Raw genomic sequence first — 21,170 nt, forward strand, 5'->3', positions numbered from 1 at the left:
GCCACCACCGTCGGCGAGTGGGCCAACTCACGGCGCGACTGACAGCAGCCGTGCCAGGATCGCCCGGGTGACCACCAAGACCATCGCCATCTCGGGCGCCGCCGCCGGCATCGGCCGCGCCGCCGCCCTCCGATTCGCCTCCGAGGGCTGGACCGTCGGCGCCTTCGACGTCGACGAGGCCGGGCTGAAGAGCCTCCTCGACGACGCCGACCGGCTGCCCGGACGCGTCGTGACCGGCACCCTCGACGTCCGCGACGCCGCGCAGTTCAAGGAGCGCATCGACGCCCTCGCCGCCGAGACCGGACGGCTCGACGTGCTGCTCAACAACGCCGGCATCCTGCTGGGCGAGCCCTTCGAGGAGATCGAGCTCGAGGCGCACGTCCGCGAGATCGACATCAACGTCAAGGGTGTCGTGCACGGGCTCCACGCGGCCTTCCCGCACCTCAAGCGCACGACCGGCGCGACCGTGGTCAACATGGCCTCGGCCTCGTCGATCTACGGCCAGGCAGGGCTGTCGAACTACAGCGCCACGAAGTTCTTCGTCCGCGGCCTCACCGAGGGCCTCGACATCGAGTGGAAGCGCCACGACATCCGCGTCGTCGACATCTGGCCGCTCTACGTGCAGACCGCGATGACCGACAACCTGGTCACCGGCTCGACGACGAGCATGGGCGTCAACCTCACCACCGACGACGTCGTCGCGCGGATCTGGCAGGCGGTCCACCCGACCGCGGCCAACCGGGCGTTGCACCAGGTGCACTTCGCCGTCGGGACGCCGGCGCGGGCGCTCGCCCTCGGGGCGCGCTTCTCGCCGTCGTGGCTGACCCGCGCGGTCAACCGGAGGATCGCCCAGCACTGACCTGCGCGGCGCGCAGGCACGGGCCGAATCAGCTCAGCTGGTCGCCGTAGCTCGGGAGGCGGTAGGCGCGCTCGTAGTCGCCACCGACGAGATCGGTGGACCGGTTGCCGACGTTGGCGACGATCGTGTAGCCGGCCACCACGAAGTCGTGGCGGCACCGCTGCTTGCTCTCGACGACCTTCTCGCCGCTGCGACGTCCGCAGATGCCGTCGACGACGTAGCCGGCGCGAGCGAGGTTGCGCGCGGTGCGGGCGGTGTCCGACTGCGCCCGCGCGGTGTTGAAGAGGACCGCGATGCCGAGGCTGCGCGCCTTGCGGGCGAAGCGCAGCACGCGCACGGTGGCCTGGCCGGAGTCGTAGTGGCTGGCCAGCGCGGTGTTGTCGATGTCGAGGTTGATCGCCAGCCGGGTGCCCCGGGTGCTGGCCGCCGCCCGACGCTCGAGGTAGCGGTGGGAGCCGGTCATCGCCTCGCTGACATCGCGGGTCCAGGTCGCCTTGCTGGGAAGGGCGGCGTGGGCCGGGGCGACGCCGACGACGCCGACGACGGCGACGACGGTGCCGACGAGGCAGGCGACCAGAGCCGCCGTCAGGGCGAGCAGGGCGGGGCGCGGTGAGTCCGAGGTCCTCATGCGCACCAGTCTCACCGGTCCGGTCCGCCCCCACCCGTGGTTCCGGCAGGATCGCCGCATGAAGGCCGTCGTCTGCCACCAGTCCGAGCTCACCGTCCGCGAGGTCCCCGACCCCAGCCCCGACCGGGGACAGCTGCTGCTGCGGGTGCTGCGCTGCGGCATCTGCGGCTCCGACCTCCACGCCCGCCACCACGCCGAGGAGCTGCGCGAGGCGGCGCGCGCCACCGGCTACGACGGCGTGATGGGGCCCGACGACGAGGTCGTCATGGGCCACGAGTTCGTCGGCGAGGTGATCGACGTGGCGCGTGGGTCGCGCGGCGGTGCGAAGGTCGGCGACCGCGTGGTGGCGATGCCGATCGTGCGCGGCGCGGGAGGCGTGCACCCCACCGGGCTGTCGCGCTTCGCGCCCGGGGCGTACGCCGAGCAGGTCGTCGTCGAGTCGTCGCTGGCCATGAAGGTCCCCGACGACCTGCCGACCGACGTCGCAGCACTGACCGAGCCCATGGCGGTCGCCCTGCACGCCGTACGCCGCGGAGAGGTGGGGCGCAAGCAGGTCGCCGTCGTGGTCGGCTGCGGCCCGATCGGGCTCGCCGTGATCGCGATGCTCAAGGCCACCGGGGTGCGCACCGTGGTGGCCAGCGACTTCTCGGCAGCACGGCGGGCGATGGCCGAGGCGGTCGGGGCCGACGTGGTGGTCGACCCCGCCACCGACGACCCGTGGACCGCCTACGACACCAGCCGCTACGTCACCGAGGCGGCGCAGATGTTCGACCTCGCCGTCGGCTCGATGGACAAGCTGCGCGCGCTGCCGCTGGTGCCGTGGTGGCACGTCATGCACGCAGCGGAGCTCGCCGGTGCCCTGCCGCAGGGACCGGTCGTCTTCGAGTGCGTCGGGGTGCCCGGCATCATCGACGACATCGTCGCGCGGGCGCCGCTGGCCAGCCGCGTCGTCGTCGTCGGCGTGACCATGCAGGCCGACACCATCCGGCCCGCGATCGCCATCAACAAGGAGATCGACCTGCGCTTCGTGCTGGCCTACACCCCGCGCGAGTTCCACGACACCCTGCAGATGCTGGCCTCCGGGTCGGTGCCGGCCGAGACCGCGCGGGTGCTGCTGACCGGGACCGTCGGGCTCGGCGGCGTGGACGGCGCCTTCGCGGCGCTGGGCAACCCCGAGCGGCACGCCAAGATCCTCATCGATCCCGCCCAGCAGGGCACCGCGGTCGGGACGCCCTGACCCGGTCTACCGTCGGAGGGTGAGCATCCCGACCGCTGCTGTCCCCTCGCTGGCCGGCCGCCTGAGCGAGGTCCTCGTCCTCGACGGCGGCCTCTCGAACGCCCTGGAGGACCGGGGCAATGATCTGAGCGGCGAGCTCTGGACGGCCCGCCTGCTGGCCGAGGACCCCGACGAGATCGTGGCCGTGCACGCCGCCTACTTCGCCGCGGGCGCCCAGGTCGCCACGGCGGCGTCGTACCAGGCCAGCGTGCCGGGCCTCGTCGCGGCGGGCCTGGACCGGGCCGCGGCCGAGCGGCTCGTCACCCGCAGCGTGGAGCTGGCCCGGAGGGCGCGCGACGAGGCATGCGTCGCGGACGGCCCGTCGGGATCGTCGGGGGACCTGCTCGTGGCCGCCTCCGTCGGGCCGTACGGCGCGGTGCTGGCCGACGGCTCGGAGTACACCGGCCGCTACGGGCTCAGCGACGCGGCGCTGCGCGACTTCCACGCGCCCCGGCTCGAGCTGCTGGCCGCGGCCGGGCCCGACCTGCTGGCCGTCGAGACCATCCCCGACCAGCAGGAGGCGGAGGTGCTGGTGCCGCTGCTCGACGAGCTCGGGCTGCCGGCGTGGCTGTCCTTCGCCGTCGCCGACGGTCGGACCCGGGCCGGTCAGCCGCTGGCCGACGCGTTCGCGGTGGCGGTCGGCAGCCCCGCCGTGGTCGCGGTCGGGGTCAACTGCTCCGACGCCGGCGAGGTTCCGGCGGCCCTGCGCACGGCGTACGACGTGACCGGGAAGCCGGGCGTGGCCTACCCCAACCGCGGGGAGTCCTGGGACAGCGACGCCCGTTCCTGGGTGGGCCCGGGCTCGTGGGACATCGGCGGCATCGGCGGGGTGGACGGCTGGCTCGACGCCGGCGCCCGCCTGGTCGGCGGCTGCTGCCGGGTCGGCCCGTCCGACATCGCCCCCCTCGCGTCGTACGTCCGGCGTCGGTTTCACTAGGTACCTAGCGAAACCGGCGCTTCCCTGACGAAACTTCGCTCGGGAAGCGCCAGTTTCACTGGGTACCTAGTGAAACCGGCAGCCCGACTTGCCCTGTTTCAGGGGGGTGTGAGGCGGGCCGGCAGCTCGGCGTAGCCGCGCAGGATGCGAGTGGAGCGGCGTTGCGCACCGGGCAGCAGCTCGAGGTCGGGGTAGCGCTCGAGCAGCGACCGCAGACCCACCTCGCCCTCCATGCGGGCCAGCGCCGCACCGAGGCAGAAGTGACGACCGGCCGAGAACGAGACGTGGTCGCGGGCGTTGGGGCGGGCCACGTCGAAGCGGTCGGCGTCCTCGAAGACGTCGGGGTCGCGGTTGGCGCCGGCCAGCAGCGTCGTGACCACCGAGCCGCGGGGGACCGGCTGGCCCGCCACCTCGGTGTCGCGCACGCACAACCGGCCGGTGAGCAGCACCGGCGGGTCCAGCCGCAGAACCTCGTCGACCGCGTTGGACCACAACGACGGGTCCTCGACCAGCCGCGCCCGCTGGTCGGGGTGGGCGAGGAGCAGCGCGATGCCGTTGCCGAGCAGGTTCACCGTCGTCTCGAAGCCGGCGGCGAGCACCAGCCCGGCGGTGGCCATCAGCTCCTCGTCGCTGAGCCCCTGGCCCTCGTCACGGACCCGCACCAGCTGGCTCATCAGGTCCTCGCCCGGGTGGTCGCGCAGGTGCGCCAGGTGGGCCGCCAGCCAGGTCTGGAACTCCCCGAGCCCGCGCTCGACATGCCGGAACTCCGAGCGCGTCAGCCCGAGGTCGAGGCTGGGCGCCGCCGCGGTGCCGAACTCCAGCACGCGGTCGTGGTCCGCGGGCGGGACGCCGAGGATCTCCGCGATGACGGTCACCGGCAGTCGCGAGCAGTACGCCGAGACCAGGTCGACCGGGCCCTCCGACGCGGCGAGCTCGTCGAGCAGCTCGTCGGCGATCTCCTGGGTGCGCACCCGGAGCCCCTCGACGGCTCGGGCGGTGAAGACGCGCGTCACGAGCTTGCGGTAGCGGGTGTGGTCCGGCGGCTCGGTGACCAGCAGCGAGGGCGGGGTCAGGGGTCCGAGCCGGCCCGGCTCCTCGGCCCAGCGCCCGATCCTGCCCAGCAGCCCGTCGCCCGGGTCGAACACCCCGGTGCGGAAGTCGTTGCTGGTGAGCACCTCCTTGACCGTCGGCAGGGAGGCCGTGATGTGCGCGAAGTGGCTGCGGTGCAGCGGACCGTCGGCCCGCACCTCCGCCGCGATCGCCGCGACAGCGTCGGTGTTCATGCCCCGGCCCTGGGACACGAGTCGCCCCTGGATGTCGCCACGCGCGGCCTGGCGCCGCATCACGACGCTCGGGAGTCCGTGGGACAGCGCCCACCTGGCGGTCTGGCGCACCGTTGCGATCATGTCCGCACCCTAGGAACGGCCCGGCCGCTCGCGCCAGGAAACGTGCGCCAGCACACGGTGGGCGCCGGTGCCCACCTGCCTACAGTGGGGGCGTGAAGCTCGAACGCCGCCATGCCTGGGCCCTGCTCGCGATCGCGGCGTGGAACGTCGTGACCTACGCCCAGTTCACCCGGGCGCTGGCCACCACCGAGGAGGACCGGCCGGTGGGCTACTACGTCGCCCACACCGTGCTCATCGTGGTGAACCTCGTCATCGCCGTGGTGCTCGCGCGGTGGGGCACGCAGGCGCTGCGGGCCGCTCGCGCGGACCGCGCCGACCGCGCCGACCGCGCCGACCGCGCCGACAGCACCGACACCGGCCGCGACCTCACGCGCCGGTGACCGGGCCCGGTCCTCGCCACCGGCGGCGAGGCCCAGGTGCTCAGACCCGGACGGCGATGAGGGCGATGTCGTCCTCGCCGGTGTGCGGGGCCAGCATCTCCAGCACGTTGTCGCACAGGTGGCCCAGCGGCACGCCGGCCAGCGCGCCCAGCGCGCTGCGCAGGTCGGCGATGCCCACGTCGATCGAGGTGCCGCGGCGCTCGATGAGCCCGTCGGTGTAGAGCAGCAGCGTCGCCCCGGGGTCCAGCACCATCTCGTGGTCCTGGCGCGGGAAGGTCGGGTCGACCCCGAGCAGCAGGTCGGACTTGTCGTCGAGCAGCAGCGTGCTGCCGTCGGGCTGCAGCACCACGGGCGGGGCGTTGCCGGCGTTGCTCCAGCGCAGCACGCGTCCGGGAGCCTCGGTCGCCTCCTCGATGCGCGCGAGGATCGCCGTGCTGAGCTCGGAGACCGCCAGCCCCTGGGCGACGTACTCCAGACGGGTGAGGACGGTGGCCGGCGAGTCGCCGTGCGGGCGGTCCTCGGCGTCGTACGCCAGCGCGCGGAGGAGGCCGCGGATCTGGCCCATCTTCGCCGCCGCCACCTCGTCGTGGCCCGAGACGTCGCCGATGGCCAGCATCGTGGCCCCGTCGGGCTGGGTGAAGGCGTCGTACCAGTCGCCGCCGACCTGGGCGACGTCGTCGGCGCTGCGGTAGCGCACCGTGACCTCCATGCCCCCGCCCGCCGCGGGCTCGGTCAGCATCGCGCTCTGCAGCGACTCGGCGAGGTCCTGGAAGCGGCGCGAGCTGCGCCGCAGCTCCTCCGCCTTCTCCAGCCGGTCCAGGGCCGTGGCGCACTGCGCCGCGAACCCCTCCATCAGCTCGACGCTCTGCTGGGTGAAGACCTGCGGCTCGACCCAGCCCACGGCGATCGAGCCGATGGTGCGGTCCTGCACCGACAGCGGCAGGCAGGCCCAGGCCGAGCGACCGGTCTCGTCGCTCACCGCGGCCATCTCGGGGGCGAAGGCCGCGCAGTCGGCGCGGTCGCGCAGCAGCACCAGCGCGCCGGTCCGGGCGGACACCTGGCCGGCCAGGGGGCTGTCGTAGGGCAGGGTCGCGTACGTCGAGCGCACGTCGGGCCCCAGCGACTCGCTCAGGGTGACGCGCCACTCCCCGCTCGGGGTCGGCGTGACCACCGCACCGCCGTCGGCGCCGAGCACGGTCAGGCCGCCGGTGACCACGATCCGCTCGAGGTCCTCCACGGTCTCCGCCTCGGTGAGCGACAGCGCCACCTCGGCGAGGCGGGTCACCTGCGCGGCCGAGATCTCCTGGGCCGCCTGGGCCTCGGTGAGCTGGGTGCGCGCCCGGTGCAGGTCGGTGACGTCCTCGGTGTAGTGCAGGAGGTAGACCACCTCGCCGTCCTCGAGGACGGGGGTCTCCACGACGTTCCACCAGCGGACGTCGAAGCCGTCGCCGCGCGGGATGTCGTAGCGGAAGCCGCGCACGGTCACCGGCCGCTGCGTCGCGACCGCCGCGGTCATCAGCGACCGGAGGTCGCTCTCCTGGTCGGAGCCGGCGTTGGTGGGGCTGTTGGGGAACACGTCGAAGACGTAGCGGTCGGCCAGCTCGTCGAGGGTCTTGCCGACCGCGTCGAGGTAGGGCTGGTTCGCCTCCAGCATGACCAGGTCGGCGGCGCGCAGCACGATCATGGCCACGGGCGCCGCGTGGAAGAACTCCCCGTAGGCGGTGGAGGGCAGGGTCGCGCTGCCCGCGTCGGGGGTCATGTACCCATCATGCCAACCCGCCGGTCGCCGTCGGCGCGATCGTCGGGATCCGTCGCCCCGAGCGGTGGCCGCGCCGGAATCCGTCGTTGCCCCTGGCGGCATCAGGCGGCATCAGGCGGGCGTCAGGCGGGCGTCAGGCGGGAGTCAGGCGGAGGTCAGGCGGGGGTCAGGTGGGGCTCAGGCGGAGATGCCGGCCGAGCGGGTCGCGTCGGCGGTGCGGGCCACGGCCGCCGGCAGCGTGAAGACGAACGAGCTGCCGACCCCTCCCGGGCCCTCCTCGACGTGGATGGTGCCGCCGTGGCGTTCGACGATGGTGCGGCAGATGAAGAGCCCCAGACCGGTGCCCGGCTGCGAGGTGGAGCCGCGGTAGAAGCGCTCGAAGACCCGCTCGCGCTCGGCGGGGTGGATGCCGGCGCCGTTGTCGGTGAGGCAGAAGCGCACGTGGTCGCCCTCGGTGCGGGCGGCGAGGTGCACGCGGGCGGTGACGCCGTCGTCGACGTACTTCACGGCGTTCTGCAGCAGGTTCGTGAGCAGCTGGGCCACGAGGGCCTTGTCGCACAGCACGAGCGGGGTCCGCTCCACCGTCGTGACGCCGCGGACGCCGACCTGCTCGGCGACCCGGTTGGCGAGCCGCGACACCGAGGCGAGCCGGGTCTGGAGCTCCCCGCCCTGCGTGGTGGCGTGGTCGAGGAGGTCGGCGATGAGGTCGTTCATGCGGTCGGCGTTGTCGACCACGCGGTCGAGCATCGCGGTCGCGGTGTCCCTCTCGACGGGACCGTCCTCGCCGAGGCTGCGCAGCTGGACCGCCCACCCCTTGACGGCCGTCAACGGGGTGCGGAGGTCGTGGGCCACCGAGGAGGCGAACGTCTGCAGCTCCTCGCGGGCGGCGCGGTCGGCGGTGACGTCGTCGAGCACCACCACCGTCGCCTCCTCGCCGGCCTCCGGGTCGTCGGAGGACACCGGCAGGGGGGTGCTGCGCACGTGGACGACGGTGCGGGCGCCGGCCCCGCCGTCGACGCGGAGGTCGAAGGCGCAGGGGGTGCGCTCGCACACGATGATCTCGGCCACCTGCTCCCAGGTGAACTCCTCGCCGTACGGCTCGGACCCGGCGAGCACGAACGACGGAGCGGCGATGACCCCGCGGCCGACGTGGTTGGCGCGCACGACCCGGCCGCGGCGGTCGAGCACCACGAGTCCCTGGCTCATGGCGTCGATCACCGTCGACAGCACGGCGGCCTGCTCGGTGGCCGCGCGCTGCCCGGTGCGGGCCTGCTCGAGCAGCAGCCCGGCCTCGTGCCGGCTCGCGGCGAGGCTGAGGCCGCTGACGACGAAGATCGACATCAGCAGCTGCACCAGCAGGGCGCGCGCAGCGTCGTCGCTGACGCCTGCCAACGGTCCGGTCCCGGCCAGGGTGGCGGCCAGCGCCACCACCGACGCGGTCAGCCCGTGCAGCGCGACGACGGACGAGCTGAACCGCAGGCCCGCCCAGAGCGTGACCATCAGGGGCAGGAACGCCAGGGGGAGGTCGAGCTGGCCGAACACGCCGACGTAGACCGCAACGGAGACGACCACGAGCCCTCCGAGCTCGCCGGCACGGGCGCGGAACGCGGCCGGCAGCGTACGGCGACCGTCCCCACGCAGGGCGTGCGCGACGAGGTGCGCGGTGGTCAGCACGATCAGCATGCCGAAGCTGTTGCGTCCCCAGTGCACCGTCATGTTCAGCCACGTGGGCGGGGCGACGAACGCCGTGAAGCCGGCCGCTGCGATGCACGCGGCCACGGCCGAGCTGACCGCGCTCGCCGCGACGCCGACGAAGAGGGTGTGCAGCCGGTCGAAGGTGCCCTGCCCGCCGCAGCCCCACAGGTCGGGCGCGAGGCGTCGCAGCAGGTGCACGACCAGAAGGGCCTGGACGAGGTTGACCACGGTGAAGGTGACCGACATGGGAACGCCCACCCCGACGGCGTCGTTGACGACGAAGGTGACGACGGCCAGCAGGGCCAGGTCGAGGACGGGGAAGCGTTCCTGCCGGCACAGCAGCCACACCGCAGCGACACCGCAGGCGGGCCAGATGACGGCGAGCGACGCCCCGTCGATCGGCAACGAGAGGCCGAGCTCCATCGCGGCGGCGTACACCGCCGCGAAGACCATCGACGACACCACCGTGCCGACACCCCGTCGTGAACCCATCGTGCCTCCGTGCTTTCCGTGCCCGTCCGGGTCCAGCATCGACAAGTCGGGGGTTCTTCGCCGCGGAATCGGGGACATAGGTCCCTTTCCGTGCCGGAATCGGCGTGCGACGGTCCGGGTGGTCAGGACCGGGCCGCGCGAACTGAAGGAATCCGCCGTGCGCGCCGGTGCGGATGTGCGTGCCCGGCGGGGACCGCCGGGTGCGGCACCTTCCCGCGCGCGTGACGGTGGGTGAGGATGGGGCGATGAAGGTCGCCCTGATGGTCACGTGCGTCAACGACGCGATGTTCCCCGACGCCGGGAAGGCCGTGGTCACGCTGCTGCGCCGGCTCGGGGTCGACGTCGAGTTCCCGGAGGCGCAGACCTGCTGCGCCCAGCCGATGGTCAACACCGGCTACCTCGACGAGGCGGTGCCGGTGGTGCGGACCTTCGTGGACGCCTTCGCGGGGTACGACGCCGTCGTCACGCCGTCGGGGTCCTGCGCCGGCTCGGTGCGCCACCAGCACTCGATCGTCGCCCGCCGCTCCGGCGACCCGGCGCTGGCCCGCCGGGTCGAGCAGACCGCCCCCCGGGTCCACGAGCTGACCGAGTTCCTCGTCGACGTGCTGGGGGTCGAGGACGTCGGGGCGTCGTTCCCGCACCGGGTGACCTACCACCCGACCTGCCACTCGCTGCGGCTCCTCGGCGTGGGGGACCGCCCGACCCGCCTGCTGCGCGCCGTACGAGGCCTGGAGCTCGTCGAGCTGCCGATGGCCGAGGAGTGCTGCGGCTTCGGCGGCACCTTCGCGGTCAAGAACGCCGACGTGTCGGTGGCGATGGGCTCGGACAAGGCCCGCCACGTGCGCGAGACGGGCGCCGAGGTGCTCGTCGCGGGCGACAGCTCCTGCCTCATGCACGTCGGCGGGTTGCTCTCGCGCCAGCAGTCCGGCGTGCGGGTGATGCACCTCGCGGAGGTGCTCGCCGCGACCGAGGGGGCCGCGCCATCCGTGCCCCCCGTGCCACCGGGAGCTGCTGAGACGCCCGCCGGCGCCGGGATCGGGGGTCGGTCGTGACCGCGACCTTCGTCGGCATGCCGGTCTTCCCCACCGCGGCCCGGGCCGCGCTGGCCGACACCCAGCTGCGTCGCAACCTCGCCCACGCGACCTCGACCATCCGGGCCAAGCGCCTCAGCGTGGTCTCGGAGGTGGAGGAGTGGGAGGACCTGCGCCTGGCCGGGGCCGCGATCAAGGACCAGGCGCTGCTCGACCTCGACCAGCACCTGCTGCGCCTCGAGGAGAGGCTGACGGCCAACGGCGCGATCGTGCACTGGGCCCGGGACGCGGCGGAGGCCTGCGCGATCGTGGCCCAGGTCGCCCGCGACCACGAGGTCGACGAGGTCGTCAAGGTCAAGTCGATGGCCACCGCCGAGATCGAGCTCAACGAGCGCCTGGCCGAGCACGGCATCGCCGCCTGGGAGACCGACCTGGCCGAGCTGATCGTGCAGCTGGGCGACGACCTGCCCTCCCACATCCTGGTGCCCGCGATCCACCGCAACCGGGCCGAGATCCGCGAAATCTTCCTGACGCGGATGGCCGGGGCGGGCAAGGCGGCACCCGCCGACCTGACCGACGACCCGCCGGAGCTCGCCGCAGCGGCGCGCCAGCACCTGCGGGAGAAGTTCCTGCGGGCCAAGGTCGGCATCAGCGGCGCCAACTTCGCCGTCGCCGACACCGGCACGCTCGTCGTGGTGGAGTCGGAGGGCAACGGCCGGATGTGCCTGACCCTGCCCGAGGTCCTGGTGTCGGTGGTCGGCATCGAGAAGGTGCTGCCGACCTGGACCGACCTCGAGGTGTTCCTGCAGACGCTGCCGCGCTCGTCCACCGGCGAGCGCATGAACCCCTACACCTCGACGTGGTCGGGCGTCACGCCCGGCGACGGCCCGCAGGAGGTGCACGTGGTGCTGCTCGACAACGGCCGCACCCGCGCGCTGGCCGACGAGGTCGGGCGTCAGGCACTGCGCTGCATCCGGTGCTCGGCGTGCCTGAACGTGTGCCCGGTCTACGAGCGCACCGGCGGCCACGCCTACGGCTCGGTCTACCCCGGTCCCATCGGCGCCATCCTCAACCCGCTGCTCCGGGGCCCGGGCTCGGGGGACCAGGTTGACAGCCTGCCCTACGCCTCGACGCTGTGCGGGGCCTGCTTCGAGGCCTGCCCGGTGCGCATCGACATCCCGACCGTGCTCGTCGACCTGCGCGCCCAGGTCGTCGACGCCCACCGGGGCGGGGTGCCCTCTGCACAGTCCGTGGCGATGAAGGGCGCGGCCTGGACCTTCGGGAGCGGCGCCCGGTTGCGGGCCGCCACCCGCGCCTCGGGGCTCCTCGGCGACGTCGTACGCCGCTTCGGCCGGCGGTCGCTGCCGGGCGGCCGCTCCGCACTCGGTCGGCTGCCGGGACCGGGGGCGGCGTGGAGCGGGGCGCGGGACATGCCCACCCCGCCGTCGGAGTCCTTCCGGGCGTGGTGGCGACGCACCGCGGGCGGCACGTCCGAGACCTCCGGGGCCCGCGACCCCGAGGGTGGTCCCGGCACCCCCCGCCCGAACCCGGGCACCCCGACGACGACCGGTGACCGCAGCCCCGACCAGTCGGCCGACCCGTCGGGCCGGCCGGCCGCCGGTCCGCTGGACCGTGGCGTCGGCGGAGGAGCGCTGTGAGCGCGCGCGACGAGATCCTCGGCCGCGTGCGCTCGGCGCTGACCACCCGGCCCGAGGGCGAGGTCGACGTCCCGCGCGCCTACCGGGACGCGGTCGCCCCCGTCTCCGGCGACGCGATGGTCGACCTGTTCGTCGAGCGGGTCGAGGACTACCGGGCGACCGTGCGGCGGTGCACCGTGGCCGAGCTCGAGCAGGCCGTCGCCGAGGCGGTGGGGCAGGCGCAGGCGGTCGTGCCCCCCGGCCTGGACTGGCAGGTGCCCGGCGCGGTCGCCGACGACGGCCAGTCCGCCGCGGAGCTCGACGGCATCGACGTCGTGGTGACCGCAGCGGCGGTGGGCATCGCGGTGACCGGCACCATCGTGCTCGACCACCGACCCGACCAGGGGCGTCGCGCCCTGACCCTGGTGCCCGACCACCACGTCTGCGTCGTGCGGGCCTCGCAGGTGGTGGCGACGGTCCCCGAGGCGGTCGCCGCCCTGGACCCGGCCCGGCCGCTGACGTGGATCAGCGGCCCCTCGGCGACCAGCGACATCGAGCTGAGCCGGGTCGAGGGTGTGCACGGTCCGCGCCGCCTCGAGGTCCTGCTCGTCACGGATGCGTAGGGCCGCAGCGCAGGAGGGACGGGGCGGCCGCCGCCTCTCCCAGCGGGGACCGAGGTCCCCAGGCGGCGGCCGACCCGGTCAGGGGGTGGTCAGCTGCGCTGGACCGTGAGGTGCGCGACACCGCGCACCAGGTCTCGCAGGAGCAGTGTCATCTCGCGGACCAGCATGGACCCTCCCAGAGGTCGTACCTGTGTGTGCTGGACGTCACATACCCCCAGGTCCAGGAGTTCACACCCGCGGTCGGCGTCGGGCGCCGGCCCGGTCCGGACCGGGCGGGGTCAGGCGCGACCGGCGGCGGAGACGGCGTCCGCGACGGGGGTGTCGCCCCCGACCAGGTTCCACTGACGTCCGATGCTCGAGGGGTCGTCGATGACGGCGGCCACGACCGCGGCCACGTCGGCCCGGGTGACCTCGGCACGCTCGACGTCGTCGCCGAGCGCCACCCGCCCCGTCGCGGGGTCGTCGGTCAGACGGCCCGGGCGGATCACGGTCCAGTCCAGGTCGCTGCCGCGCAGCGCCTTGTCGGCGTCCCGCTTCGCCTCGACGTAGGCCCGCCACACCTCGTCGGTGTCCTCCGGGAGCTCGTTGTCGACGTCGATCGCGGAGATCTGCACGAAGCGGGTGACACCGGCCCGGCGGGCGCCGGCGATCGACTTCAGGGACCCACCGAGGTCCACCGAGAGCTTGCGGAACTTGTTGCCGTCGGCACCGCCGCCCGCCGCGAACACGACGACGTCGCAGCCGCTGAACGCGGTGGCGAACTGCCCCTCGTCCGCGGCCTCGATGTCGAGCAGCCGGGCCTCGACGCCCTCGGCCTGCAGGGTGTCCGCCTGCTCCTCCTTGCGCACCAGCGCCACCGGGGTGTGACCACGCTCGGTCAGCTCCCCGTGCAGGAGGCGTGCGATCTGTCCGTGTCCGCCGACGATGGCTACTGTGCTCATGGTCGAGCCCTACCCGGTGCGCGCTCCCACGACACCGGCCCCGGCCCGGCGCCCGGGAGGCCACGGCACGACGGGCTGCGGGATGACGGGCTGCGTCAGTTGAGGATGCGGACGCTCGAGGGCACCCCGCCGTCGCGGTGGACGTCCTCCACCAGCTCCTGCAGCGCGGTGAGGGCGACGTTCTGCGAGAGCGGGCCGTAGGAGACGCGGGCCACGCCGTGGGCCTCCTGCCACGACAGGGCCGGGGTCCCGGGGATGCCGATGGTGGTGAGCCGCTGCGGGCCGAAGGCCTCGACCAGGGTCTCGATCTGGCCCTCGTCGAGCTTGCCCGGCACGAAGACGACCGGGGCGCCGGCGTCGAGGAAGGCCTTGCCACGCTCGACGGCGTCGGCGAGCACGTCGGCGGGCTCGCGGTCCTTGCCGTGCACGAAGGCGTCGGTGCGGGCGTTGAGGACGAAGTCGACGCCCTCCTCGGACGCGACCTTCATGATCGCCTCGACCTGGGCCGCGGCCTCGGCGAGCGGCTTCATCTGGTCCTCGATGTTGGCGCCCACCACGCCGAGACCGATGGCGCGGCGCACCGTGCCGGCCGCATCGCCGTACCCGCCCTCGAGGTCGGCGGTGACGGGGAGGTCGGTGGCCCGCACGATGCGCTCCACGGCGGCGAGCATCTCGTCGACGGGGATGTTCTCACCGTCCTCGTAGCCGAGCGAGGCAGCGATGGAGTGGCTGGCGGTGGCGAGCGCACGGGTGCCCTCGACGGCGGCCACGCTGCGGGCGGAGATGACGTCCCAGACGTTCACCACGGTCAGCAGGGTGGGGTCCTGGTGCAGCCGGAGCAGCGTCGTCGCGTTGGTGCGGGTGGTGTCGTCGGCCATCGGGAGCCTCCTGGTGGGATCGGGTCGGGTCCACGGGCAGTCTGCCGCCGTACGACGGCTTCAAACGGCCCACGCGGGTGGAGGAGGGGCTGTTCAGGAGTCGGGGCTGCCGACCCACGCGGGGTCGTGCGGCATCGGCGCCATCGCGTCGCGCTCACCGCCCGGGGTGGCCGGGTCGGGGTCGCGCAGGGCGCGGGCCAGCGCGTCACGGAGACCCACCAGCTCGTGCCCGACCGGCAGCAGGTCCGAGCGGAAGTCGTCCTCGGCGCAGACCATGCTGTGCTGGAGGCTCTCCACCAGCGACTCCACGGTCGGTCCGTCGACGTCGGTGAGACGCCCCGCGAGCTTGCCGACCAGCTTGGTGGGCAGGCCGGGGACCGTGACGGCCAACCGGCGGGTGCCGGCCACGTCGGCGTAGGTGCGGATGAGGTCGCCGTAGCTGAGCCGCTCGGTGCCGCCGACGTCGTAGTGACGCGACGGACCGGGCACCCGCAGCGCACCCACGAGGGCCTCGAGCACGTCGACGACGGCGATCGGCTGGACCTCGGAGTCCATCCAGCGTGGGAGCGGCTGCACGGGCAGCCGGTCGCTGATCTGCCGCACGACCTCGAAGGACGTGGAGGCGGCGCCGACCAGCACGGCGGCGCGCAGCGTGATCGTCGTCGCCGCGGTGTCGGTGAGGACCCGCTCCACCTCGAGACGGGAGACGATGTGCTCGGACAGCTCGCTCTCGGGCACGTCGGGGACCAGGCCGGAGAGGTAGACCACGCGGCCCACCCCCGCGGCGGTCACGGCGTCGGCGACGTTCTGCGCGGCCTTCTTGTCCTTCTCCCGGAAGTCGTCGCCGGACAGCCCGTGGACGAGGTAGACGACGGCGTCCACGCCCTCCGCCGCTGCGCGGCAGCTCTCGGGGTCGTTGACGTCGAGGTCGACCGGGGTCACCCGGTCGGCCCAGAAGTAGTCGTCGAGCGCCGAGCGGCTGCGCGTCCCGGCGTGGACCTCGTGGCCCTCGCGGAGCAGCAGCGGGACGAGCCGGGAGCCGACGTAGCCGGTCGTGCCGGCGACCAGGACGATCATCGGCCGTACCGGTCGACGTAGCCCACCATGCGGTTGAACATCGTCGAGACCGACTCGAGGTCGGCCACCGCCAGTGGTGGGGTGTCGGCCATCTCGTAGAGCAGGGGCGCGGCCTCCGGTGCCCCGCGTCCGTGGGCGACCTCCACGCTGGTGCGGGCCGCGTCGCGCACGGCGCGGGGGTCGACGGTCCAGATGCTCTCGAAGCGCCGGTGGGCGTCGGGGACCTTCTCCTGGCCGGGGAGCTCCCAGGCCGTGAGGGCCGCCGACAGCCCGGGGGCGTCGCAGATCACCGACCACTCGCGACGCATCGGGTCGGTCTCGTCCAGGCCGACCCGCGTGATCCGGTCCTGGGTGCCGGTCTCGGCGAAGTCGGCGTACACGAAGGTCGAGCGAGAGATCCGCGAGAGCTCGGCCCAGCGCTGGGCCGCCCGCTCGAAGTACGTCGTGCGCTGGAACGAGCCGAAGATGCGCGGCCGCTCGGCCTGGGCGCAGAACTCGTCCTCGATGGCCCACGACAGCGCGAGCAGCGTCGACTTCCTCAACCGCTGGGGTAGCAGGTGCGGGTGGCGTCGGCGCAGGTCGGCGAAGACCGACCGGGAGCCGGAGTCGGTGGTGGCGTCACCCGGGGCGCCGACCAGGTCGATCGCCCGGTCCAGACGGATGCCGGCGTCGCGGTGGGCCAGGACCTGGCGGACGCGCGCGACGTCCTCCGGGGCGTAGCGACGGTGACCACTCTCCAGCCGCTGGGGCACCGGGAAGCCGTGGCGCGACTCCCACATGCGCAGGGTGGCCGGCGCGACGCCGGCCGCCTCCGCGAGCTGGCCGATGCTCAGCGACGAAGGTGGGGAGTCCGCTTGCGCAGACTTGGAGAGTGTGTTCATGATTGGAGGGTAGTACTTCAACACTCTGTTGAACAAGTTGGATCGAAGGAGCGCATCATGACCGACACCACGAGCACCCGCCCCGACAACAGCGACGTCGTCGACTGGAGCGACCTGGGGGCGCGCATGTGGACCTTCCTCACGGGTCAGGAAGCCGCCATCCACTACACCTTCGAGGACATGGCCGTGGAGGTCCCGCGCGACACCGGTCCGCGAGCCCCCCGTGCTACCTGGAAGCTGAACGGCACCCTGACCATCACGACGAACGACCGCAGCACCCCCGAGGCCGCCCGGTGAGCCGGACCGGCCTCACCACGCCCGCGGGCACGCCCAGCATCGTCGCGGCCGCCGACCTCCGCATCGAGATCGAGCGGCCGGGCGCGGCACCCGTCAGCGCGCACGTGCACGGCAGCGGCAGCCTCCTGACGATGGAGGTCGACGAGCCCGGCGCCTTCGCCGGCGCCGAGGACGCCCGGTCCCTCGTCGGTCTCGCCGAGGGGCTTGCCTCGATCGGCGTGTGCGTCCGGGTCGAGAGCCGCGGCCAGCACCTCATCACGGTCGGCGCCACGCGCGCCCCGTGGTGGCACCGGCGGGTCACCGGCTCCCGCCGCATCCGCCTGGGCAGCGTCGGGGGCGTCATCACCTCCGCCAAGGCCCGCGCCAAGAGAATGGAGTCGATCTTGCCCTCCTCACGCATGCTCCCCCCGGGGACCGTCCGTCCGCTCTTCCCCACCGTGCAGCTCAACGCGCGCCGCGCGGTCGGCACGACCCACGCCGTCGAGGGATCGGGCGGACCGCGCCTGGTGCTCGCCTGGGACTACACCCTCGGCGACGAGCGCCCGCCGACGTACTGGCTGGGCGAGACCACCGTCATCGGGTCCGACCCGGCCTGCGACGTCGTGCTCCCGGGGCTCGAGCCGCGCCACGCGGTCATCGACCACGCCGACGGCGACGAGTACGTCGTGACCTCGGCCGAGGGGCGCACCCGCGTCCACGGGGCCGGGGCCCTTGGCCAGGTCCTGCGGACCGGAGCGCGCCTGGACCTCGGTGAGCACACCCTCGTCTACTACCGCGAGGAGTTCGCCGACCACGGTCGCCCGTTCGGTGGTCGCCTCGGCGGCGAGCTCGGTCGGCAGCGGCCGCAGCCGTCGTACGACGAGCTGACCCGCGACGACGAGCAGGGCTGACACCAGGACTGTGCTGAGATGGGTCCATGACCCACAGCTTCGGCATCGACTTCGGCGGATCCGGCATCAAGGGGGCGCCGGTCGACCTCGAGAAGGGCGACTTCGCCGCCGACCGCGTGCGCATCAAGACCCCCCAGCCGGCCACCCCCGAGGCGGTGGCCGAGGTGTTCGCCGAGCTCGTCGCCCGCTTCCCGCAGCAGGATCGCGACGACGCGGTCGGCGTCACGGTGCCGGCGGTCGTGCGCAACGGTGTCGTGCTCTCCGCGGCCAACATCGACAAGAGCTGGATCGACTTCGACGCCGACGGGCTGTTCACCCGCGCGCTCGACCGTGAGGTCCACGTCGTCAACGACGCCGACGCCGCCGGGCTCGCCGAGGTGCGCTACGGCGCGGCCGCGGGCCAGCAGGGCCTCGTCATCGTCACCACGCTCGGCACCGGGATCGGCTCGGCGCTGGTCATGGACGGTCGGCTGGTGCCCAACTCCGAGCTCGGCCACCTCGAGGTCGACGGGCACCCCGACGTCGAGCAGTGGGCGGCCAGCTCGGTGCGCACGCGCGAGGACCTGTCCTACCCGGAGTGGGCCGAGCGCCTCACCGTCTACTACCGCACGCTCGAGCGGCTCTTCTCGCCCGAGCTGTTCGTCGTCGGTGGCGGGGTGAGCAAGGACGGGGACCAGTTCCTGCCGCTCATCGACGTCAAGACGCCCATGGTCGCCGCCCAGCTCCGCAACCGCGCCGGCATCGTCGGGGCGGCGCTGTGGGCCGAGGAGACGGAGCGCTGAGCGGCTCCGGCGATCACCGCGGCAGCGGCGGGTCCGGCGGGTCCGGCGGGTCCGGCGCCGAGGCGGTCGACGACGAGCGCTGGATGGTGATCGGCGGCCGCCGCTGGCGACGCCAGGACCCCGACCTGCCCGACGACGTGCGCGACGAGCTGCTGTCCCACCTGGGCCGCGGCCGGAGCGGCGTACGCACCGCCAAGGCGGCCGGCGACGTCGAGGGCGACGCCGACCTGGCCGCCGCCCGCCACCGCGTCGACCTGGCCAAGCACGGGCTCGGCGAGCGCGGGGACCCGTGGTGGGAGCAGTCCAGGCCCGACAAGAAGGCCCGGTGGGAGCAGGCGCTCGCCGACCTGCGCTCCCTCGACACCTGACGAGCGCCATCGGACTCACGCCGGCGGCGACGCCGGTCGGAGCGCGAGGTCACCCCCGCCCGGGGGGAGACGAATCGCCCATCCCGTGACAAGGTGGCCGGGACCGACTGTTCACCCGGCCGCCACCGGATCGTCGACCAGCGTCAGCCTGCGGGGGCGGCTCACCGACGTTGGATGTGCCCATGCGACTGACCCGCCAGACCCTCACCCGCTCCTGCGTGGCGGCCCTCTCGGCCGTCCTCCTCTCCCCGATCGTCGGGCCCGTCGGGTCCGCCGAGGCCGCCCCGGCCCGCGGCGAGCAGCGGCTGGACCCCCGCTCGGAGCCGACCGTCATCGGTCACCGCGGCGCCAGCGGCTACCGCCCCGAGCACACGCTGGCGGCGTACCGGCTGGCGATCCAGCAGTGTGCCGACTTCATCGAGCCCGACCTGGTCTCCACCAAGGACGGCGTGCTCGTGGCCAGGCACGAGAACGAGATCGGCGGCACCACCGACGTGGCCGACCACCCCGAGTTCGCCGACCGCTACACGACCAAGACGGTCGACGGGCGGGCCTTCACCGGGTGGTTCACCGAGGACTTCACCCTCGCCGAGCTGAAGACGCTGCGCGCCAAGGAGCGGATCCCGCAGACCCGGCCGCAGAACACGGCGTACGACGGTCTCTTCCAGGTGCCCACCCTCGACCAGGTCCTCGCGCTGGCGAGGAGCTCACGCACCTGCGACGGCGACCCGGTCGGCGTCTACCCCGAGACCAAGCACCCCACCTACTTCGACTCCGTCGGTCTCGACCTGGAGGCTCCGCTGCTGGCCTCGCTACGGGAGTACGGCTACACCAGGAAGTCCTCGCCGGTCTTCGTGCAGAGCTTCGAGACCTCCAACCTCAAGGAGCTCGACGCCCGCACCAAGGTCCGGCTCGTGCAGCTCATCGACTGCCAGGGCGCGCCGTACGACCTCGTCGCCCAGGGCGACCCGCGGACCTACTCCGACCTGCTGACCGCGCATGGACTGCGGGGCGTCTCGCGCTACGCCGACGGCATCGGGCCGTGCAAGGACCGCGTGATCCCGCGCAACCCCGACGGCACGCTGGCCGCGCCGACGAACGTCGTGCGTGACGCCCACAAGGTCGGGATGGTCGTCCACCCGTTCACGTTCCGCCGGGAGAACCAGTTCCTGCCGACCGAGTTCCGCTCCTCGGCCGACCCGAACGCCCCCGGCGACCTGGTCGGCGAGATCCGCGCCTTCCTCGACGCCGGCATCGACGGCTTCTTCACCGACAACCCGGACCTCGGGGTCACCGCCGCCTCCCGCTGACCCTGCCGCGGGCCGGACGCTGTCGGTTTCCCACGGTATGCAGGAAAACTGGCACTCCCCATGGTGCGGACACCATGGGGAGTGCCAGAACGGCTGCATACCGTGAAAAACCGGCGCAGCCGGGACGAGCGCGGCCGGGGAAGGTCAGGCGGAGAGGCGGGCCAGGTCCTCGTCGTCGAGCACCAGGTGTACGGCGTCCGCCGAGTCGGCGACCGACGCGGGACGGCTCGCGCCCGGGATCGGGATCACGGCCGGGGACAGCGACAGCTCCCAGGCCAGGCACACCTGCTGCGGGCTGACCCGGTGCTTGTCGGCCACCTCGGCGAAGGCGCTCCACGTCGTGCCGAGCGAGGAGGCGTCGGACATGCCGCCCAGCGGGCTCCAGGCGAGGAACGCCAGCCCGAGCTCCTCGCACAGGTCGATCTCGGGCTGGGAGGAGCGGAAGGCGGGGGAGAACTGGTTCTGCACCGCGACGAGCGCGTCTCCGAGGATGCCGTGGGCCTCGCGGATCTGGTCCGGGTCGGCGTTGGAGAGCCCGGCGGCGGCGATCAGGCCCTCGTCGTGCAGCTCCTTGAGGGCACCGATGCTCTCGGCGTACGGCACCGCCGGGTCCGGGCGGTGGTGCTGGTAGAGGTCGATCTGCTCGACACCCAGCCGCTGCAACGACGCGCGGCACGCGCGGTGGAGGTGGTCGCGCGAGCCGTCGAGCTCCCAGTCGGTGCCGGAGCGGGTGTGGCCGCCCTTGGTCGCCACGAGGACGTCGTCGCGCCCCAGGTCGCGCAGCACCCGCGCGACCAGGTCCTCGTTGTGGCCGAACTCCGCCTCGTCGCGGCTGTAGGCGTCGGCGGTGTCGACGAGCGTGACGCCGCGCTCGAGCGCCTCCGCGATCGTGGCACGCGCCTGCTCGGCGTCGTTCTCCTCGCGCACCGACATCGGCATCGCGCCGAGCCCGATCGCGCTGACCTGCCGGGTTCCGATCCGTCGTGTCTGCATGGCGCCACCCTAGGAGGACGCCGGTTGGTG

Annotated in this window: 21 protein-coding genes; 12 read left to right on the top strand and 9 right to left on the bottom strand. The window is 73.5% G+C overall.

Annotated features, from left to right (window positions below):
* Nucleotides 1–67: 67 nt before the first annotated feature.
* Entirely contained in the window at nt 68–859 is a 792-nt protein-coding gene (locus tag G7072_RS18810) for an SDR family oxidoreductase (protein ID WP_206063211.1), read from the top strand.
* A gap of 28 nt (nt 860–887) precedes the next feature.
* Here G7072_RS18810 and G7072_RS18815 read toward each other — a convergent pair whose 3' ends face one another.
* Nucleotides 888–1,487 carry an HAD family acid phosphatase gene (locus tag G7072_RS18815; protein WP_166089109.1) on the bottom strand — a complete coding sequence of 200 codons (600 nt, stop codon included), beginning with the start codon at nt 1,485–1,487 and terminating at the stop codon, nt 888–890.
* A gap of 58 nt (nt 1,488–1,545) precedes the next feature.
* Here G7072_RS18815 and G7072_RS18820 point away from each other — a divergent pair, with 58 nt between their 5' ends.
* A complete protein-coding gene (locus G7072_RS18820; protein WP_166089110.1) occupies nt 1,546–2,724 on the top strand; it encodes a zinc-binding dehydrogenase in 1,179 nt (392 codons plus the stop codon).
* A 19-nt stretch (nt 2,725–2,743) separates the two neighbouring features.
* The gene (mmuM, locus tag G7072_RS18825) at nt 2,744–3,700 is read left to right on the top strand and encodes a homocysteine S-methyltransferase (protein ID WP_240917054.1); all 957 of its coding nucleotides are present in this window, start codon (nt 2,744–2,746) and stop codon (nt 3,698–3,700) included.
* A gap of 98 nt (nt 3,701–3,798) precedes the next feature.
* Here mmuM and G7072_RS18830 read toward each other — a convergent pair whose 3' ends face one another.
* Nucleotides 3,799–5,106, bottom strand: a complete 1,308-nt coding sequence (locus G7072_RS18830) for a cytochrome P450 (RefSeq protein WP_166089113.1) — start codon at nt 5,104–5,106, stop codon at nt 3,799–3,801.
* A gap of 92 nt (nt 5,107–5,198) precedes the next feature.
* Here G7072_RS18830 and G7072_RS18835 point away from each other — a divergent pair, with 92 nt between their 5' ends.
* Nucleotides 5,199–5,486 carry a hypothetical protein gene (locus G7072_RS18835; protein WP_206063212.1) on the top strand — a complete coding sequence of 96 codons (288 nt, stop codon included), beginning with the start codon at nt 5,199–5,201 and terminating at the stop codon, nt 5,484–5,486.
* A 40-nt stretch (nt 5,487–5,526) separates the two neighbouring features.
* On the opposite strand, the gene G7072_RS18840 is transcribed toward G7072_RS18835, so the two are convergent.
* Together G7072_RS18840 and G7072_RS18845 are read right to left on the bottom strand one after the other, a co-directional pair.
* On the bottom strand, nt 5,527–7,245 hold the full coding sequence (locus tag G7072_RS18840; RefSeq protein WP_166089115.1) for a SpoIIE family protein phosphatase: 1,719 nt from the start codon (nt 7,243–7,245) through the stop codon (nt 5,527–5,529).
* A 177-nt stretch (nt 7,246–7,422) separates the two neighbouring features.
* Nucleotides 7,423–9,432, bottom strand: coding sequence for an ATP-binding protein (locus G7072_RS18845; protein ID WP_166089117.1), 2,010 nt, complete (start codon nt 9,430–9,432; stop codon nt 7,423–7,425).
* Nucleotides 9,433–9,677: 245 nt separating this feature from the next.
* On the opposite strand from G7072_RS18845, the gene G7072_RS18850 reads away from it, so the two are divergent.
* The 3 genes from G7072_RS18850 to G7072_RS18860 are packed head-to-tail and all read left to right on the top strand — an operon-like array spanning nt 9,678 to nt 12,723.
* Nucleotides 9,678–10,484, top strand: coding sequence for a (Fe-S)-binding protein (locus G7072_RS18850; protein ID WP_166089119.1), 807 nt, complete (start codon nt 9,678–9,680; stop codon nt 10,482–10,484).
* Nucleotides 10,481–12,121 carry a lactate utilization protein B gene (locus G7072_RS18855; RefSeq protein ID WP_240917055.1) on the top strand — a complete coding sequence of 547 codons (1,641 nt, stop codon included), beginning with the start codon at nt 10,481–10,483 and terminating at the stop codon, nt 12,119–12,121. The genes G7072_RS18850 and G7072_RS18855 overlap by 4 nt, the downstream gene beginning before the upstream one ends.
* Complete coding sequence (locus G7072_RS18860) at nt 12,118–12,723, top strand: lactate utilization protein C (protein ID WP_166089121.1); 606 nt, start codon at nt 12,118–12,120, stop codon at nt 12,721–12,723. The genes G7072_RS18855 and G7072_RS18860 overlap by 4 nt, the downstream gene beginning before the upstream one ends.
* Before the next feature lie 278 nt (nt 12,724–13,001).
* Here G7072_RS18860 and G7072_RS18865 read toward each other — a convergent pair whose 3' ends face one another.
* From G7072_RS18865 to G7072_RS18880, 4 genes are all read right to left on the bottom strand, one after another.
* Nucleotides 13,002–13,664 (bottom strand): SDR family oxidoreductase, encoded by a 663-nt coding sequence (locus tag G7072_RS18865; protein WP_166089123.1) that lies wholly within the window; start codon nt 13,662–13,664, stop codon nt 13,002–13,004.
* A 95-nt stretch (nt 13,665–13,759) separates the two neighbouring features.
* Nucleotides 13,760–14,542 carry an isocitrate lyase/phosphoenolpyruvate mutase family protein gene (locus G7072_RS18870; protein WP_166089125.1) on the bottom strand — a complete coding sequence of 261 codons (783 nt, stop codon included), beginning with the start codon at nt 14,540–14,542 and terminating at the stop codon, nt 13,760–13,762.
* A gap of 93 nt (nt 14,543–14,635) precedes the next feature.
* A complete protein-coding gene (locus G7072_RS18875; protein WP_166089127.1) occupies nt 14,636–15,619 on the bottom strand; it encodes an NAD(P)H-binding protein in 984 nt (327 codons plus the stop codon).
* Entirely contained in the window at nt 15,616–16,500 is an 885-nt protein-coding gene (locus tag G7072_RS18880) for a DICT sensory domain-containing protein (protein ID WP_166089129.1), read from the bottom strand. Before G7072_RS18880 ends, G7072_RS18875 begins: the two co-directional genes overlap by 4 nt.
* A gap of 57 nt (nt 16,501–16,557) precedes the next feature.
* Between G7072_RS18880 and G7072_RS18885 the strand changes: the two genes are divergently transcribed.
* The 5 genes from G7072_RS18885 (at nt 16,558) to G7072_RS18905 (ending at nt 20,147) form a co-directional block, all read left to right on the top strand.
* Complete coding sequence (locus G7072_RS18885; protein WP_166089133.1) at nt 16,558–16,797, top strand: hypothetical protein; 240 nt, start codon at nt 16,558–16,560, stop codon at nt 16,795–16,797.
* Entirely contained in the window at nt 16,794–17,687 is an 894-nt protein-coding gene (locus tag G7072_RS18890; protein ID WP_166089135.1) for an FHA domain-containing protein, read from the top strand. The genes G7072_RS18885 and G7072_RS18890 overlap by 4 nt, the downstream gene beginning before the upstream one ends.
* 26 nt (nt 17,688–17,713) lie before the next feature.
* Entirely contained in the window at nt 17,714–18,469 is a 756-nt protein-coding gene (gene ppgK, locus G7072_RS18895; RefSeq protein ID WP_166089137.1) for a polyphosphate--glucose phosphotransferase, read from the top strand.
* Nucleotides 18,445–18,837, top strand: coding sequence for a hypothetical protein (locus tag G7072_RS18900; RefSeq protein ID WP_206063213.1), 393 nt, complete (start codon nt 18,445–18,447; stop codon nt 18,835–18,837). Before ppgK ends, G7072_RS18900 begins: the two co-directional genes overlap by 25 nt.
* Nucleotides 18,838–19,019: 182 nt before the next feature.
* Nucleotides 19,020–20,147 (top strand): glycerophosphodiester phosphodiesterase, encoded by a 1,128-nt coding sequence (locus tag G7072_RS18905; RefSeq protein ID WP_166089139.1) that lies wholly within the window; start codon nt 19,020–19,022, stop codon nt 20,145–20,147.
* Nucleotides 20,148–20,291: 144 nt separating this feature from the next.
* Here G7072_RS18905 and G7072_RS18910 read toward each other — a convergent pair whose 3' ends face one another.
* Nucleotides 20,292–21,140, bottom strand: coding sequence for an aldo/keto reductase (locus G7072_RS18910; protein ID WP_166089141.1), 849 nt, complete (start codon nt 21,138–21,140; stop codon nt 20,292–20,294).
* Nucleotides 21,141–21,170 lie beyond the last annotated feature (30 nt).

The organism is Nocardioides sp. HDW12B, from assembly GCF_011299595.1.
Lineage (GTDB): Bacteria > Actinomycetota > Actinomycetes > Propionibacteriales > Nocardioidaceae > Marmoricola_A.